Here is a 15,091-nt window from a genome sequence, read left to right on the forward strand (position 1 = left end):
CCCAAACAAGACGCCAAATCCCCCGCAAACAAGCGAACAACCGCTGCAATCTCGCCGCCGCCAGATTCCGCTCGCAACTGTGCAACAGCCCCCTTGTGGGAGAAGGTGGCCGAGCGAAGCTCGATTGGCTGAGGGGGTGCTGGACGGATCGCGGCGTTGGCGTTTCTTCCAACGGCCTCTTCCGTCTGGCGCTGCGCGCCAATCCACCTTCTCCCACAACAAGGGGAGAAGGCAGGTGCCCTCACCTACTCCTCGTCGTCCTTATCCTCGTCCTTCGACTTCAGCGCCGAAAGCTTGGCGAAGACCGCGTTGGCGTCGAGCTCCGCATCCTCATCCTTTGGCTTCTCCGCTGTCGGCACGAGGCGCTCGGTCAATGCCGCCGGCAGCAGCGTGTCGCCGGCCGGCTGTGCCTGCTCGCGGCCACGCGAGGCGCGGTTGACTTCCATGTCGAGGTCGATCTGCGAGGCGAGACCCAATGTCACCGGATCCATCGGCTGCAGATTGGCCGAGTTCCAGTGCTTCCTGTCACGGATCTGGTCGATCGTCGACTTGGTGGTGCCGACGAGGCGCGCGATCTGCGCGTCCTTCAGCTCGGGATGGTTACGCACCAGCCAGAGGATGGCGTTGGGCCGGTCCTGGCGTTTCGACAGCGGCGTGTAGCGCGGACCCTTGCGCTTGGATTCCGGCACCCGCACTTTGGGGTCGGACAGCTTCAGCCGATGGTTCGGGTCCTTCTCGGCACGTGCAATCTCGTCACGGGTCAGCTGGCCGGTCATGATCGGGTCCATGCCCTTGATGCCCTGCGCCGATTCGCCATCGGCGATCGCCTTGACCTCGAGCGGATGCAGCCCGCAGAACTGCGCGATCTGCTCGAAGGAGAGCGCGGTATTGTCGACCAGCCAGACGGCGGTCGCCTTTGGCATCAGCAGCGTATTGGCCATTATGAGATATCCTTCTCGTTCGCCCGCGTTCCCGCGCGGGCGGTGGTTTTAGAGCCACCAAAATGGGAAATTCGCTGCGTATATAACCACTCCGTTGCCGTTTCGCAACGGTTTTGGAAGGTACTGTCGTAAGCATGGCTGCTGGACCGGAGAATGCAGAAGTTTGTGGGAGTGTTGCGCCGCTGGGGGCGTGGAGCTTTTTGCAGCATCTTGCCGGCGCCTTCGTGGCACCGATCGATCATCGCAGCTGCTGCTGCACGGACTTCAAAACGACAAAACCCGCCGGACAGGGTCCAGCGGGCTCGGAACCGGCGACGGGAAACCCGTCTGCTGCGGCTCTGGCTTCTAAAGCATGATCTCGGACCGAAGCACCACGTCGCGAAAAAGCGGCTTGATGCTTTCAGGCGAGATCACGCTTGAGATCAAAGCGCCTTGCGGGCGATCCTCTCGATGTCACCACGGTTGATGCCGAGGTCGTTGAGCTGACGGGCGTTCAGGCGGTTCAGTTCGCGCACGGTTTCATTGTACATGCGCCAGTTACGGAAAGCACGGATCGGGTTCATGGTAGTCCTCCATCGTTTCGATGCCGCTCAAATAGGCATCGTTGATGAAAAGTTGAACAGACGCTTTTGCATGGCCGCAATGCGTTTGTTGCATTGCACAATTAAGCCTTTGTTCAGCTTGTTTGCCGACCGTCAGCCGACATCGAGCACGATCTTGCCGATGTGGTCGCCGTCCTCCATTCGCTCATGCGCCCGCCACGCTTCCTTGAGCGGGAAGATCATGTCCATGACGGGCGCTACCTTGCGGGTGCCGAGCAGCGGCCACACCTGCGCCTCCAGCGCCGCGGCGATCGCCGCCTTGAATTCGACGGTGCGCGGCCGCAGCGTCGAGCCGGTGTGGGTGAGCCGCTTGACCATCATCTTCGAGAAATCGGCGCTTGCCACCGCCCCGCTCTGCGTGGCGATCTGGACGATGCGGCCTTCCACCGCCGCGGCCTCGTAGTTTCGCGCCACATAGTCGCCTCCGACCATGTCGAGGATGACGTTGGCACCATTGCCGCCGGTCGCGTCCTTGACCGCCGCGACGAAATCCTCCTCACGGTAGTTGATCGCGCGGTCGGCGCCAAGCTTCAGACAGGCGTCGCATTTCTCCTGGCTGCCGGCGGTGGTGATGACATAGGCGCCGAAGGCCGAGGCGAGCTGGGTCGCCGTGGTGCCTATCCCGGACGAACCGCCATGGACGAGCAGCGTCTCGCCGCCCTTCAGGCCGCCGCGCTCGAAGACATTATGCCAGACGGTGAAGTAGTTTTCCGGTACCGCCGCCGCTTCCGTGTGGGTAAAGCCGGCGGGCAGCGGCAGCACGCTGCCGGCATGGACCTTGACGTATTCGGCATAGCCGCCGCCGGGTGTCAGCGCGCAGACCCGGTCGCCGACACGCCACCGTGATATCTCGTCGCCAAGAGCTGCAACTTCGCCCGACGCTTCGAGGCCCGGCAGGTCCGACGCACCGGGCGGCGGCGGATAGACGCCCTTGCGCTGCTGCACATCCGGCCGGTTGATACCGGCAGCGCGCACCCGGATCAGGATTTCGCCGGGACCGGGCACGGGCACGTCGCGCGTTTCCGGTTTCAGCACTCGCGGTCCGCCGGGTTCCGAAATCGCAATGGCCGTCATCTTCGCCGGAATTTTGTTCTGTCCACTCGCCATGAATTTTCCCGTCTCGCTTCGCCAGTTTCTTTCCAGCTGCCGGTTTTCTTGCCGACTGTTTGCATCCATGCCCCTGCCCTATGTATGCTGATTGCCAAATCAGGCAAATGGCCACTGCAGCGTCGGGCGTTCGAATTGGACGCGCAGAGGTAGCAGTTAATTTTTGCGCATGAGCGAGGAGCGACGATGGCGATCTTCGATGACGAACCCAAAAAGAAAGCCCGCCCGCATGAGATCGGGCAGGATCTGTCGCTGCTTTCCGTCGATGAACTGTCCGAGCGGATCGCCATCTTGCGCGACGAGATCGCCCGTCTCGAAGCCGAGCTCAAGACCAAGAGCACCACCAAATCAGCGGCCGAGGCGCTGTTCCGCCGCGGATAATTTCCAGAGCCGAAGCGCCCGCCGCCGAAAAGCTCGAATCTTCAGACCCTCCCCAAATTCCAGCCGGATCAGCTAAATGTTTGCAAGCTACCGACCGATCCTCTCGCTGCTTCGCGGCACCGCTTTCCTGCTGGCGGCGACCGGACTGCACGGGCTGCTGTTGCCGCTGCGCGGCCAGTTGGAAGGTTTCTCGACCGCATCGCTCGGCCTGATGGGCACGGCCTGGGCCGGCGGCTTCGTCACCGGCTGCTTCTTTGCGCCGCGCCTCGTGCGTCGAGCCGGTCACGTACGCGCTTTCGGCGCCTTTGCGGCATCGGGAGCCATCATCGCACTGCTCACCGGCCTGATCATCGACGAATATGTCTGGATCCTGCTGCGCGCCTTCACCGGCTTCACCATGGCCGGCGCCTTCATGGTCATCGAAAGCTGGCTGAACGAGAAGTCCACCAACGAGAACCGCGGCACCGTCTTCGGTCTTTACATGATGGTCACCTACGCCTCGATCATGGGCGGCCAGATGATCGTTGCCGGCGGAGACGTGAAGTCGGCCTCGCTGTTCATGATCACCGGTATCCTGTTCTGCCTATCGCTCATTCCGACCGCGGTGTCGACGGCTTCGCACCCCAAGCCGCTGCAGGACGTCTCGCTCGACGTCAAGGGGCTCTATGTCAATTCGCCGGTGTCGGCGATCGCCTGCGTTTTGATCGGCATCGCCAACGGCGCCTGGGGCACGCTTGGTGCCGTCTATGGCGCCCGTATCGGCATTTCCACGGCCGAGATCGCGCTGATGATGAGCTTGGTGGTCGTCGCCGGCGCAGCCATGCAACTTCCGGCCGGGCGTCTTTCCGACAAGACCGACCGCCGCTTTGTGCTGGCGGGCCTGGCCTTCGGCGCGGCGCTGTTCGCCCTCGCGGTCTTCCTGTTCGAACCGCGCTCCGGCGTCTTCGTCATCGTCTGCACCGCCGCCTACGGCGCTTTTGCCTATACGCTATATTCGATCGCCGTGGCCCATGCCAACGACCACGCCCGGGCCGAGGATTTCGTCAAAGTGTCAGGCGGCCTGCTGCTGCTCTATGGTTTCGGCACGATGATCGGGCCGCTGCTGGCCGCCGGCCTGATGGGCTGGATGCGGCCGGAAGGCCTGTTCCTTGCGACGGCCTTCGCGCATCTTTGCCTGGCGGGCTATACGCTGCTGCGCATCAGCCGGCGCGCGCCGGTGCCGATCGAAGACCGCGACGCCTTCAAGACGCAACCGGCCGAGCGCTCGATCACGCCGGAAGCATTGCGGCTCGATCCGCGCAGAAAGCCTGAAACCAACGGTTGAGATTTAGAAAAGTTTGCCTCACAAATAAGGCATGATGTTTTCCGACGCCTTCATGGCGATTGCCGATCCCAACCGGCGCTATCTTTTGGAAGAGCTCCGGCGCGGCCCGAAGACCGTCAACGAACTGGCCGCCGGGTTGCCGGTCTCGCGTCCGGCTGTTTCGCAGCATCTAAAGGTGCTGCTCGACGCCGGACTGGTCAATGCCAAGCCGGAAGGGACAAGGCGCGTCTATACGGTCAGCAATGCCGGCTTCCTGAAGCTCAACATCTGGCTCGACCAGTTCTGGGATGCAGAGCAGCTTGGCTCGCCAGGAAACTGAGTTGCGCCGTGACGTCTTGGCCGTGGCGCACAAAGCGCGTCGAGCAGCTCGCCTGTGCCATGCTTGCGAGTGCCGAGATCATCGTGGCTGTCGAGAAGGCATCCCTGCTCGGTCCTACCGCCTGGCAAGCCGATGAGCTAGCTCAATAGTTGTTGCGTGACGAAAACGCCGTCCTTGTAGGTAGCGCCGAAATAAACCTCGACGCTGCGCAGCCTACCGTCCTGGAACGAATGCAGTTCGGTGTTGCGGAAGACCTTGGCGTCGAGCGTTTCGCAGCGATAGAGAACGAAAGCATCGTTGCCGTCCTCGCAAATCCTCTCGACGGCGATCGACTTGAACAGTGTGCTGTTTGGCCAGCAGCGCGCGAAGTAAGTCGCGCGGTCGATGGCGTCGTCGTAAGGGCTGGTGAAGGTGAAATCGTCTGTCAGCACCGCCTCAATGACGCTGCGGTCGCTGGCCTGGTAGGCGGCGAAGTAACTGCGGATCAAGTCCGATCTGCTTTTGACAGGCATGGCGAAAGCTCCTTGGATTCAGGTGCTGGCGTTGAGCCGCACATCGTCCCATTGAAACAGTGTCGGGCGGCCTAAGCGTTCCAACTTGGACGTTTCTGAACACGGTCGAGCCAATGATGGACATTGACGAGCGCGTCCGGAATGTCGGTTCCGAAGAAAGCGCCAAGCCACGCTGCGACGGCGGCGGTGATATCGGCGACGGAGTACTGGTCACCGGCGATGAACGGACGGCCATCGGCGATCTCCCGGTCGAGCCACGCCCACTTTGCCGGAACGGCTTCTCGCTGCGTTTCGGCGAAAGCCGGGAACTGCACGAGCCGCTCCGCAAACATGGGATCGGAATGCTGGGCAATGCTGCCGATCGTTCCGAAGATCTCGATCTCGGCGCGGCGGTTCCACATTTCGACCTTGCCCTGGCTGACCGCGTCCGAGCCGAACAGTGCCGGCGTCGGATGAAGCGCCTCCAGATAGCGGCAGATGGCGATACTTTCGGTGATCACCGTGCCGTCGTCGAGCACGAGCACGGGAATCTGGCCTAGTGAGTTCAGCTCAAGGAATTGCGGCGCCTTGTGCTCGCCTTTTGTGAGGTCGACATTAACCCGCGGAACGTCGATGCCTTTCTCAGCCATGAAGATGCGAACGCGGTAGGAATTCGGACCGATGCCGCAGTAGAGTTTCATACTATCCTCCCAATTCTGCTGGTCTTGGCTTGGGCTGCGGCGCTCACGCGCATTCTGCCCGCAGGTTGTCGAGCATCTGGCTCCAGCCGGCCTGATGGTTTTCGGGCTGATCATGGCCATCAAGAAAGGCGCCTTGCTCGGTCATCACCAGCCGGCAGCCTGTGCCTTCTCGACGGAATTCAACCGTCAGCAGGCCGACAAACAATCGCTGGCCGCTGCTGGTCATGCCGCCAGCCGAGACGATGCGTTGGTCGCGCACGATGTCGAGGTAGCGCGTCTCGTTCACATAACTCTCGCCACCCTTGGGTCCGAAACGGCTGAGCGCAATGCCGCCCACCTGGAACTCGAAGCAGTCAATGCTGGTTTCCCACCCCTCGCCGGGCGAGCCCCAGCGCTGCAATGCGGCGGGATCGGACCAGGCGGCGAACACCCGCGCCGGCGAAGCGTCGTAGCTGCGTTCGAGCACTATGGTCGAATGGACGACGGAGCGTTCGCTCATGTTGGCCTCCTCAGTTTCCTTCCGTTTCGTCCTTTGTTTCCGCAAGAAAGGCGCCGAGCCGGTCGAGCCGCTGTTCCCAGTTCAGGCGCCGTTCGTTGATCCAGTGTTCGGCGGTCCTCAGCGCCTTCGGCTCGATCCGGCAGGTGCGCACCCGGCCGAGCTTTTCGGTGCGGACGAGGCCGCTCGCCTCCAGCACGTTCAGGTGCTGGACGACCGCGGACAGCGACATCGCCAGCGGCTCGGCCAACTGGCTGACCGAGGCGGAGCCGCCCGACAGCCGCTCCACCATGTGCCGCCGCGCCGGGTCGGCGAGCGCCTGGAACATCAGGTCGAGTTGGGCGCTATCTTGCAGCATCGGGCTTAACCGTTGTTGAAGGGGAAGAGCTTGAAGTAGGACATTGTTTCCCTCGTTCCTTGGTGGTTCGCCGCTGCGTGGTTTTACAGAGGGCTGAAATACTGAAGTGGTTACTTAAATATTGCCACGGAGATAGTGTGTCAAGGTCCGGCTCCGCGCTTATTTGGCTTGGCTATGGGTGACGACGGCATCAACGATCGCGGCCCAGTCGTCGGGATGCAGTTCATGGCCGCCGCCCTCGATGCGGACAAGCCTCGCGCCGGCAACCGCCTCTGCAAGAGCGGCGCCATGCTCGACCGGAAAAATCGGATCCGCGGTGCCGTGGATAACGAGGAGCGGAACCTTCAACTCGTGCAGGCGAGCCCTGCAGTCTTCGCCGCCCCGATCTTCACCGCCCCGATCTTCACCGCCCCGATCTTCACCGCTCGTGAGCAGGAAGTGATTGGTCGCGCTCAAGAAGCCGCCGGATCGGTCGTAATCCTGTTCGACGAACGCCCTCGTCAGCTTCTCGTCGAATGGACGCGCGGTGCCGGCGATTGCGTGCGCGTCCTGGACCATGAAGTCGACCACCTGGTCACGGTTCGACCAGTCGACTTTCGCGCCTTCGGCGGAATGCTTCATATAGGCGTCGGTCATCCCTGGCAGATGCGACGTGTCGATCCCGATTGGCGAAGTGCTGATCGCCGTAAGCGAGATGACCCGCGACGGATGTTTCAGCGCGACAAGCTGCGCGATCATGCCGCCCATCGACATGCCGGCCACATGCGCTTTCGCGATGCCATAACTGTCTAGTACGCGGATGGCGTCGTCCGCCATGTCGACGAAAGTGTAAGGCGGTTCGCCCGGCGCATATTTGGTCGAACGGCCGGTATCGCGATTGTCATAGCGGATCACGAACAGACCCTTGCCGGCCAATTTCCGGCAGAACGCCTCCGGCCACCAGAGCATCGAAGCCATGGCGCCCATAATCAGCAGCATCGGTGGATGCGCGGGATCGCCAAATGTCTGGGACGCGATTTCCGGTTCCACTACCTTCGTCATCTTCGCAGTCTCCTCCTAAACCGATTGCTTTTTGCAATCAGTTGCACGATAATAAGACTGATATGATAATGCAACCGGTTTCTACGGAGAATCGCATGAGCATCGATCGCCGGTCTGGGTGCCCGATCAATCTGTCGCTTGAAGTGTTTGGCGACCGGTGGAGCCTGATCATCCTTCGCGACATGATTTTCGGCGGCAAACGCCACTTTCGCGACCTGCTCAACGGGTCGCTGGAAGGAATCGCTTCCAACATACTCGCTGACCGGCTGAAGCGGCTGATGGAGCTCGGCATGCTGACCAGGGCTGACGATCCCACCCACAAGCAGAAGGCAATCTACAGCCTGACCGAAATGGCGATCACGCTGGTGCCGATCCTGGCGCATCTCGGCGCCTGGGGTCGCGTCTGGCTGCCTGTCAGCGAGGAGCTCTCGATCCGCGCCGAGCTTCTGGAGAAGGGCGGCCCGCCGATGTGGGAAAAGTTCATGGACGAACTGCGCCACGAACATCTGGGCACGCCTTCCGACACGCCCCCGGATGCCACCGTGCGTGCCACCCTGCGGGCCGGATATGAGGCGATTGCCGCCCGAAAGGCGCCGGGCGCCAGGTGCGATTCCCGCGCCTAACCAACATATTTTCCCCATTGCAGGTCGGCTCTGCTATTAAAGGAATGAAAACTATAATTTACGGGATTGGAAAAGCCCTTGGTTGAGAACTCTAAGGATACTGCTCGCGCGCGGGCCGATTTGCGTTTCAAGAAGCAGGAAGAGGCAGCCACGGTTCGCCAGAAGGCGATGGCGGAATATGTCGCCGAGAGCGACGCCCGCCAGATAAAGACCAACAAACTGAGGGCGCTCCGCCTTGCCAAAGAAGCGGAAGACCTCGCCAATGCGCCGGCTGCTCCGGTGAAGAAGCCGGCGCGCGCCAAGAAAAAATAGGGCTGGTTCGCAGCGCATAATGCTGGAAGCCGGAATCGGTTTCCGGAAAGAAGCTTTCGCGATTCAAATTGCAGACCGTCCTTTGCGCGTCGCACTGCGCTCTAATCTTCGATAATCTATCTGAAAATCGCCGGCGTCTCCGACGTGCCGGCGCGGGCGTGTCCTGCCCGTCGCCGGCGGGTGCTGATCCGCGACGAGGCCGGCGCAATCATCGGCGCTGTTGAGGCCGGGCCCCTCTAGCCCATGTTTATGTCACGAGTGGCCGCTCGCATCGACACCGAGAAGCCGGCCAGGACGTCGACCAGTGCGATGACCATCAGCGTGAAGAAAACCGAGTGCGCCGCGCCCTTCACCAGCAGGAACTCGACCAGGAACGCCACGAAGACGAAAGTCGACAACAGGTGATCCATGATCGAGGCGTTGGTCGTGCGCGTCGATTTTACGATTTCGATGAAGAAGAGAAGCAGCCCGATCAGCACGATCAGATCGCCGAGCGTCATCGAGAACACCCCGCCCGACATCATGCGGATCGAGAACATTTGGCTTGCCCAGGGATCGTCGCCGCCGCCGAATATTCCCAGAAGCCCGAGATTATAAAGGACGAAGGGCACGATCAGCAGCGGGATGGCACCGAACATCAGAAGGCTCCGGTTGGACAACCTTCTCTATTCGCTCGGCGTTCGCCGTCAAGAATTTTCGTACGCGACCGCGAACACGGACAAAGACCGTGCGAAATAACAATGTCAGCCGGCACGGCTGCCGTCCGGTACGGCTGCTGAGCTCTCTGAAATTGGTTCAGTGGGCGATCATCTCCGCCAAATGCAAAAAGACCGGCGCGATGGCCGGTCTGCGGGAGTCACAAAACCGTCGAAAGCGTTCTCAGCTTTCCTTCGGCTCCAGAACTTGGCGACCGCGATACATGCCGGTCTTCATGTCGATATGGTGCGGGCGGCGCATCTCGCCGGAATTCTTGTCCTCGACATAGGTCGGGGCCTTCAAGGCATCGGCCGAACGGCGCATGCCGCGCTTCGACGGAGAGGTTTTTCGTTTCGGTACGGCCATGGATATGCTCCATTACATGGTCAAAATGCCCCGGCTGCCCTCGTGAAAGGGCCGCGTCAGGGGCCGGAATCTGAGAAAGTCGGGTGCCTATACACGCCCTGCGCCGTTTTGGCCAGCGTCGCCGCAAATTTTTTTAAGCTAACGCAGACAGCCGACATAGGCGCCGGACCGGCCCGCGCGCCGCTCGATCAGCGCGGCCAGCCGTCTCAGCCCCGGTCCGGGCTTCGCCGGGTTGCGCGCGATTGGGTTCGGCAAGGTGACGGCAAGCAGCGCCGCCTGGCGACGCGACAATCGTTTTGCCGAAACCCCGAAATGGTGCTGGGCGGCGGCCTCGATGCCATAGATGCCCGGCCCCCATTCGGCGATATTGAGATAGATTTCCATGATGCGCCGTTTCGACATCACCATGTCGACATAGACGGCCAGCGGCAGCTCGACGACTTTCCGGACCGAGCCCAGCGGCCGCGACCAGAGATAAAGGTTCTTCACGGTCTGCATGGTGATGGTCGAGGCGCCGCGCGTCATCTCGCCGGCCAGCGCATCGTCGACGACGCCCCTCAACTCGCCAAGGTCGATGCCGCGATGGAAACAGAACTGCCCGTCTTCCGACATGATGACCGAATTCGCCAGCGCCGGCGCCACATCGTCGATCGAGACCCAGCGCCGGTCATAGCCGGAAAACGTCGCCAGATCCTTCAGCATCAGTGTCGATACCGGATGGACGAACGGCGGGAGATACAGAAAGGTCAGCACCACCGGCATCAGCGCCAGCACGACGGCGACGGTGATACCGCGCCGGACCCAGTGCCGGGGCCAACGTTTGAGACCGATGCGGTTGCCGCGTTTCGGCCTCACCATGTCCAGCCCTTCGGTTTCGTGATCGACGATCGGTTCCGCCAAGCCGCTCATCCATGCTGCTCCCTGCCCCCGGCATAATGGCGCTTGGCTTCTTGCGCAACGTCTGAGTGTCGGCTACCCGTCCCCGGCATGACGAAAGACGATCAAATGCCGTTCGAGGCAGCGCTTGTCGCGCGCACAGGTCCGGTCGAGGCGCTGCTCAGGCGACTGCTCGACGACCGCCCGCTTTCAGGCGAGATCGCGCGGCCGCAACGTCTGATGGAGGCGATGCGCCACGGCGTGCTGAACGGCGGCAAACGCCTGCGCCCCTTCCTGGTCATGGAAAGCGCCGCGCTGTTTTCCGCGGACGGCGAGGCGGCGCTGCGCGTGGCGGCGGCGCTCGAATGCGTGCATTGCTATTCGCTGATCCATGACGATCTGCCGGCCATGGACGACGACGATTTGCGCCGTGGCCAGCCGACCGTGCACAAGGCCTTCGACGAGGCGACCGCTATCCTCGCCGGCGACGCCTTGCTGGCGCTCGCCTTCGACATCATTGCCGACGAAGCGACAATGCTGCCGGCCGAGCGACGGGCGGCGCTGGTGCTGGCGCTGGCCCGCGCTGCCGGAGCTGGCGGCATGGTCGGCGGCCAGATGCTCGATCTCGAAGCCGAGCGTATCAGGCCGGGCGAGGCCGGCATCATCCGGCTTCAGGCGATGAAGACCGGCGCGCTGATCCGCTTCGCCTGCGAGGCGGGCGCAATCCTTGCCGGCGCGCCAGCGGCCGACCGTGAAAGACTGGCGGAATTCGGCTCCGCGATCGGGCTTGCCTTTCAACTTGCCGACGATTTGCTCGACCTGACGGCGGACGCGCACCAGATGGGCAAGGCAACCGGCAAGGATGCAGCCGCCGGCAAGGCGACACTGGTGGCGCTGCACGGCCCCAATTGGGCGCGGGGCCAGCTTCAGGGCCTCGTCGACCAGGCCCACGCCTTGCTTCATCCCTATGGCGACGAGGCCGTGCTTCTGAAGCAGGCAGCCGAATTCGTGGCGGCCCGCAACAGCTGACGCTGTTCCAAGTTGTACTCGCGTCCTATGGCGCGCCGTGTAGCCAAGGAGGGTTGGCGAATTGTTCCGCCAGGAAATCCACGAACACGCGCACACGCGGCGACAGGATTCGGCCAGGCGGATAGACGGCGCAGATTGGTGGTCCGTCATGATGATTGTATCCGGTGAGCAATGCGGTCAGTCTGCCTACTCTGATATCCGGTCCAACCAATATCTCCGACATGCGGACGATGCCGACACCGGCGAGCGCCAGCCGGCGTAGCGCTTCCGTGCTGTTGGCCTCTATCGGGCTGCGGATACGCATGCTTTGCGGACCGTCCGGGCCATCGAATTCCCAGATGTTGAGGCCGCCGCGTGATGTGATGCCAAGACATGTATGATGTTGAAGATCGCCTGGCGTCATCGGGATACCGTGTTTTTGGAGATACCGAGCTGACGCGCAAATGACACGGTGATTGGGCGCCAGCCGCCGCATCACCAGCCTGGAATCGCTCTGGGCGGCAACGCGCACGGCGACGTCCGTTTCCTCAGCCAATAGGTCGACAATCGCATCTGTGAACATTAGCTCGAGCTCGATGGCAGGGTAGCGATCGATGAAGGCCGGTAACATCGGCACGATCAAACGATGGCCGAAGGCGCTTGGAAGACTGACCCGCAGCCGGCCGCGCGGTTCTGCGCCGGGTTGAATCGCGATTTCAGCCTCTTTGATGTCGTTCAGGATACGGCGAGCGCTATCGGCATAGGTGCTGCCTTCCGCCGTCAAGCTGATCCGCCGCGTCGAGCGTTGCAGCAATCGCACGCCAAGGCGGGACTCAAGCCGCCCGATGATCTTGCTGACGGCCGATGGGCTCATCCGCAGCCGGCGTGCCGCCGCCGAGAAATCACCTTCCTCGACAACCGACAGGAACACACCCATCGTTTCTGGCCGGTCCATGTCATCTATTCCAGTTCGTCACAGATGAACGGAAATTATCATAGATTATCGGCACGCGCGATACATAATATGATTTCCTCTTCAGCATCTAAAATACCGGCGAGGAGGTGCGCGATGCGTTCAGAACAGCCAAATCTGCGCGATGCTCACGAGTTGCATCGGTGGGCACGTCGCGAGCGCAGCGCCGCAATTGGCCGGTTATGTCTTCGTATTATCCGCGTGCTCAGTCGGTCACGTCAAAGGATGGGGAACCGCTCAAGGCGAAGCAACGTCCGGGCTAGCGCAACCGGCCGATCGGAATGATTTCCGGCGATGTCGGACCGTATGGCTCGCCACGCCAGTTGCCGAGCCATGCTTCGACGACCAGCCCGGTCTCGTCCAGCATCTGCGCAAGGCTTTCCTTTACCGGGAAGGCTATTTTCGATTCGGCGCTGAGCACCCGCCCGCTATCGGAGATTGCGTAGTGGGTCGAGTAAGTGACGACGCCGGTAGCGGGATCGCGCCGAAAATCGTTCCACGCTCTTACAGTGCCCAATCCTGGATGACTCAGTTCCCGTTCGGACCGGTCCGGCGTCCACTCGAGCCATTCCTCCGCGGCTGGATTTCGCGTGTCGAAGATGAAGCGCCCATCGGCAGCCAGATGAGCAGCGATCGTGGCAAGCACCGCCTCTCGATCTTCTGGCGTCAGAAACACCTGGAAGGCGTGCCCGGTCAAAATCACCAGATCGAAGCGTCGTCCGAGCCGGACGTTGCGCGCATCGGCCTCGACCCAGTCGACCCTCTGCCCGCCGGCTCTGCGGCGCGCGATGTCGAGCATCGCCGGCGCGGGGTCGACGCCGGTCACGCTGCGCCGATCGGCGAGCGCGGCGGCCAATTGCCCGGTACCGCAGCCGAGATCGAGAACCGAGCCCGCGTCCTTGGCAAAGCCGACGCAATAGTCGAAGTCCACGCCACCTTCGTTCTCGATATCATAGAACTGGACGAGGTCGGGATCGCTGTAAAGATGGTCGGTCATTGTGGGCCTATAGCTGGAATTTTGCTTTTATGCGCCTGGCGCACTCCAGCGGCGTGAGCGTGCTGGTGTCGATTTCGAGATCGTAGCTGATATCCTTGTGCACGCGGTCATATTGCCAGCGCGACAGCCCCGGCAAGCGGTCGGCCCGCTGGATTTCGCGAGCCTCGAGAACGTTCAGCGGAGCAAAGACGCCGACCAGGCATAGATCGAAATCCGACAGCAACCTCAGATACTTCGGCATCTCGCCGTCGCACAGCACATTATCGACAATGAGGTTGTTGCCTTGTGCCGCCATCGCCGCGATGGCGTGCCGCATGCCTCGCATGGTTCGCTCACCGACCGGCCCGGTTTTGATGACGACCTGCGGCCTGCCGTCTTTCGCGATCGCTTCATAGGCGAAACCGTCGGCATGGTCCTGGAGGGCCTCGGGCAGCATCTCGACGAATGCGTCCATCTGAACATGCAGGAAGGGCTCGGTAGTCATCGTCTGCAACGCCTTGGCGATCGAGCTCTCGCCGGCGCTACCGACGCCGTTGAGAAGGATGATCTTGGCGGTCATGTTTCCAGCCCTTTCAGGTCCGACGAAGCGGCCGCCATATCGCCTTTACCGATTCCGCACCACAATGCATGCACCGCCGACGCTTTGCAGTTTCTGGCAGATGTTGTTGGCCTTGGCTTTGGAGTCGGCGCCAATCCGGACCGCATAGATGCCGCGTCTGCCGATCGGCGTGCGCACCCGGCTGACCACCGGATCATGCCCGCCAAGCAAGTCCGGAAACCGGCGCTTCACGCTGTTCCATTGACTGAGCGCCGCGGCGCGGCGGAAATTGCCGGCCACCTGCACGCCCCACGGCTTGATATTGATCGACGCCATGGCCACGGTTCTGGACTTGATTACCGGCAGCTTGCGGCAGGCGACCGCGAAGCTCGCTTTCTTGTCGAGCGGCTGGATGGTGCCGGCATAGGCGATGTCGGTGAACCTGTCGGCCGGCTCGCCCATGATGTCCAGAACGTAGTTTTCGGTCTCCATCGGCAGGAAGCCACCGGAACTCAGCCAGCGCGATACCCGGCTTTCACCGGCATTGTAGGCGGCGGCGGCCAGGCCCAGATTGCCGAAGCCGGTTTTCATTTCGGCAAGATATTTTGCCGAAGCCGGGATGGCCTGCTCGATATCAAAGGAATTGGCGAGGCCGCGTATCTTGGCGGTACCCGGCATGAACTGGGCGATGCCTTCGGCGCCGACCGGACTGACCGCATTGGGATCGAAGCGGCTTTCTTTCCAGATCAGCCGGGCAAAGAAGTCCTTGGGCAGGCCGTTTTGATATGCATGGGCCTCGATCAGGTTGCAAACCCGGTCGAGCAGCCGCTGTTTGGCGGGGCGCGGCGGATCGGCGTGGGCGGCTGTCGCCCAGCCGAGCCCGCCAAGCAAAACCAATCCACCAAGCAAAACCGGCGTCGCCCAGGGGAAGCGCCGCATCG

Annotated in this window: 21 protein-coding genes; 6 read left to right on the forward strand and 15 right to left on the reverse strand. The window is 62.0% G+C overall.

Annotation, left to right across the window (positions count from 1 at the left end):
• Positions 1-245: 245 nt before the first annotated feature.
• From ACWUKX_RS10410 to ACWUKX_RS10420, 3 genes are all read right to left on the reverse strand, one after another.
• Positions 246-941 carry a DUF1013 domain-containing protein gene (locus tag ACWUKX_RS10410; RefSeq protein ID WP_456006432.1) on the reverse strand — a complete coding sequence of 232 codons (696 nt, stop codon included), beginning with the start codon at positions 939-941 and terminating at the stop codon, positions 246-248.
• 422 nt (positions 942-1,363) lie between these two features.
• The gene (locus ACWUKX_RS10415) at positions 1,364-1,504 is read right to left on the reverse strand and encodes a DUF1127 domain-containing protein (protein WP_065011316.1); all 141 of its coding nucleotides are present in this window, start codon (positions 1,502-1,504) and stop codon (positions 1,364-1,366) included.
• A gap of 132 nt (positions 1,505-1,636) precedes the next feature.
• Positions 1,637-2,650, reverse strand: coding sequence for an NAD(P)H-quinone oxidoreductase (locus ACWUKX_RS10420; RefSeq protein ID WP_456006435.1), 1,014 nt, complete (start codon positions 2,648-2,650; stop codon positions 1,637-1,639).
• 186 nt (positions 2,651-2,836) lie between these two features.
• Between ACWUKX_RS10420 and ACWUKX_RS10425 the strand changes: the two genes are divergently transcribed.
• From ACWUKX_RS10425 to ACWUKX_RS10435, 3 genes are all read left to right on the forward strand, one after another.
• The gene (locus ACWUKX_RS10425; RefSeq protein ID WP_029348741.1) at positions 2,837-3,031 is read left to right on the forward strand and encodes a DUF1192 domain-containing protein; all 195 of its coding nucleotides are present in this window, start codon (positions 2,837-2,839) and stop codon (positions 3,029-3,031) included.
• 76 nt (positions 3,032-3,107) lie between these two features.
• Positions 3,108-4,355: an MFS transporter gene (locus tag ACWUKX_RS10430; protein WP_095517934.1), complete on the forward strand. Its 1,248-nt coding sequence runs from the start codon at positions 3,108-3,110 to the stop codon at positions 4,353-4,355.
• A gap of 31 nt (positions 4,356-4,386) precedes the next feature.
• A complete protein-coding gene (locus ACWUKX_RS10435) occupies positions 4,387-4,674 on the forward strand; it encodes an ArsR/SmtB family transcription factor (protein ID WP_065011314.1) in 288 nt (95 codons plus the stop codon).
• A 137-nt stretch (positions 4,675-4,811) separates the two neighbouring features.
• On the opposite strand, the gene ACWUKX_RS10440 is transcribed toward ACWUKX_RS10435, so the two are convergent.
• From ACWUKX_RS10440 to ACWUKX_RS10460, 5 genes are all read right to left on the reverse strand, one after another.
• On the reverse strand, positions 4,812-5,186 hold the full coding sequence (locus ACWUKX_RS10440) for a nuclear transport factor 2 family protein (RefSeq protein ID WP_456006438.1): 375 nt from the start codon (positions 5,184-5,186) through the stop codon (positions 4,812-4,814).
• A gap of 71 nt (positions 5,187-5,257) precedes the next feature.
• Complete coding sequence (locus ACWUKX_RS10445) at positions 5,258-5,866, reverse strand: glutathione S-transferase family protein (RefSeq protein ID WP_029348745.1); 609 nt, start codon at positions 5,864-5,866, stop codon at positions 5,258-5,260.
• A 43-nt stretch (positions 5,867-5,909) separates the two neighbouring features.
• Positions 5,910-6,365 (reverse strand): SRPBCC family protein, encoded by a 456-nt coding sequence (locus ACWUKX_RS10450; protein ID WP_456006441.1) that lies wholly within the window; start codon positions 6,363-6,365, stop codon positions 5,910-5,912.
• 10 nt (positions 6,366-6,375) lie between these two features.
• Positions 6,376-6,720: an ArsR/SmtB family transcription factor gene (locus ACWUKX_RS10455; protein ID WP_456006444.1), complete on the reverse strand. Its 345-nt coding sequence runs from the start codon at positions 6,718-6,720 to the stop codon at positions 6,376-6,378.
• Positions 6,721-6,879: 159 nt separating this feature from the next.
• Positions 6,880-7,761 (reverse strand): alpha/beta fold hydrolase, encoded by an 882-nt coding sequence (locus tag ACWUKX_RS10460; protein WP_456006447.1) that lies wholly within the window; start codon positions 7,759-7,761, stop codon positions 6,880-6,882.
• A 95-nt stretch (positions 7,762-7,856) separates the two neighbouring features.
• Between ACWUKX_RS10460 and ACWUKX_RS10465 the strand changes: the two genes are divergently transcribed.
• Together ACWUKX_RS10465 and ACWUKX_RS10470 are read left to right on the forward strand one after the other, a co-directional pair.
• Complete coding sequence (locus ACWUKX_RS10465; RefSeq protein ID WP_456006450.1) at positions 7,857-8,384, forward strand: winged helix-turn-helix transcriptional regulator; 528 nt, start codon at positions 7,857-7,859, stop codon at positions 8,382-8,384.
• Positions 8,385-8,462: 78 nt separating this feature from the next.
• Positions 8,463-8,696, forward strand: a complete 234-nt coding sequence (locus ACWUKX_RS10470; protein ID WP_029348749.1) for a hypothetical protein — start codon at positions 8,463-8,465, stop codon at positions 8,694-8,696.
• Positions 8,697-8,932: 236 nt separating this feature from the next.
• Here ACWUKX_RS10470 and ACWUKX_RS10475 read toward each other — a convergent pair whose 3' ends face one another.
• From ACWUKX_RS10475 to ACWUKX_RS10485, 3 genes are all read right to left on the reverse strand, one after another.
• Positions 8,933-9,334 carry a hypothetical protein gene (locus ACWUKX_RS10475; protein ID WP_029348750.1) on the reverse strand — a complete coding sequence of 134 codons (402 nt, stop codon included), beginning with the start codon at positions 9,332-9,334 and terminating at the stop codon, positions 8,933-8,935.
• Positions 9,335-9,575: 241 nt separating this feature from the next.
• On the reverse strand, positions 9,576-9,758 hold the full coding sequence (gene rpmF, locus ACWUKX_RS10480) for a 50S ribosomal protein L32 (RefSeq protein WP_029348751.1): 183 nt from the start codon (positions 9,756-9,758) through the stop codon (positions 9,576-9,578).
• Positions 9,759-9,896: 138 nt separating this feature from the next.
• Positions 9,897-10,667 (reverse strand): biosynthetic peptidoglycan transglycosylase, encoded by a 771-nt coding sequence (locus ACWUKX_RS10485; RefSeq protein WP_029348752.1) that lies wholly within the window; start codon positions 10,665-10,667, stop codon positions 9,897-9,899.
• A 78-nt stretch (positions 10,668-10,745) separates the two neighbouring features.
• On the opposite strand from ACWUKX_RS10485, the gene ACWUKX_RS10490 reads away from it, so the two are divergent.
• Entirely contained in the window at positions 10,746-11,663 is a 918-nt protein-coding gene (locus tag ACWUKX_RS10490; protein WP_456006454.1) for a polyprenyl synthetase family protein, read from the forward strand.
• A 25-nt stretch (positions 11,664-11,688) separates the two neighbouring features.
• Here ACWUKX_RS10490 and ACWUKX_RS10495 read toward each other — a convergent pair whose 3' ends face one another.
• The 4 genes from ACWUKX_RS10495 to ACWUKX_RS10510 form a co-directional block, all read right to left on the reverse strand.
• Positions 11,689-12,597, reverse strand: coding sequence for a LysR family transcriptional regulator (locus ACWUKX_RS10495; protein ID WP_456006457.1), 909 nt, complete (start codon positions 12,595-12,597; stop codon positions 11,689-11,691).
• Between the two features lie 277 nt (positions 12,598-12,874).
• Entirely contained in the window at positions 12,875-13,612 is a 738-nt protein-coding gene (locus tag ACWUKX_RS10500) for a class I SAM-dependent methyltransferase (protein ID WP_456006460.1), read from the reverse strand.
• Between the two features lie 7 nt (positions 13,613-13,619).
• Positions 13,620-14,171, reverse strand: coding sequence for a chloramphenicol phosphotransferase CPT family protein (locus ACWUKX_RS10505; protein WP_456006463.1), 552 nt, complete (start codon positions 14,169-14,171; stop codon positions 13,620-13,622).
• A gap of 45 nt (positions 14,172-14,216) precedes the next feature.
• Positions 14,217-15,089 carry a lytic transglycosylase domain-containing protein gene (locus ACWUKX_RS10510; protein WP_029348756.1) on the reverse strand — a complete coding sequence of 291 codons (873 nt, stop codon included), beginning with the start codon at positions 15,087-15,089 and terminating at the stop codon, positions 14,217-14,219.
• Positions 15,090-15,091: the final 2 nt, after the last annotated feature.

This window comes from Mesorhizobium sp. f-mel (assembly GCF_053850215.1).